The organism is Ciceribacter ferrooxidans (genome assembly GCF_004137355.1).
GTDB classification, from domain to species: Bacteria; Pseudomonadota; Alphaproteobacteria; order Rhizobiales; family Rhizobiaceae; genus Allorhizobium; species Allorhizobium ferrooxidans.
The window spans coordinates 1-261 of sequence record NZ_SDVB01000044.1; the positions used below are offsets into that span (position 1 = coordinate 1).

Sequence of the window (261 nt, forward strand, 5' to 3'; positions counted from 1 at the left end):
CCGAAAGATTTGCGCGCACCGGAGTCGTCGCGGGCTTCGAAATGAGGCTTGCCGCCGAAACGCGGCTTGCCTTCAGAGTGCGGCCGATCTTCGAAGCGAGGTTTGCCTTCAAAGCGAGGTTTGCCTTCAAAGCGTGGCTTATCGTCGAAGCGGGGCTTGCCTTCAAAGCGCGGTTTGTCGTCGAGACGCGGCTTGCCTTCGGAACGCGATTCATCGCCGAAACGGGGCTTGCCCTCGTAGCGTGGTTTGCCGCCGAAACCT

1 pseudogene is annotated in these 261 nt (G+C 60.5%); it reads right to left on the reverse strand.

What is annotated here, in order from left to right:
• Nucleotides 1–261: pseudogene (locus EUU22_RS25105) on the reverse strand (hypothetical protein); the annotation flags it as partial.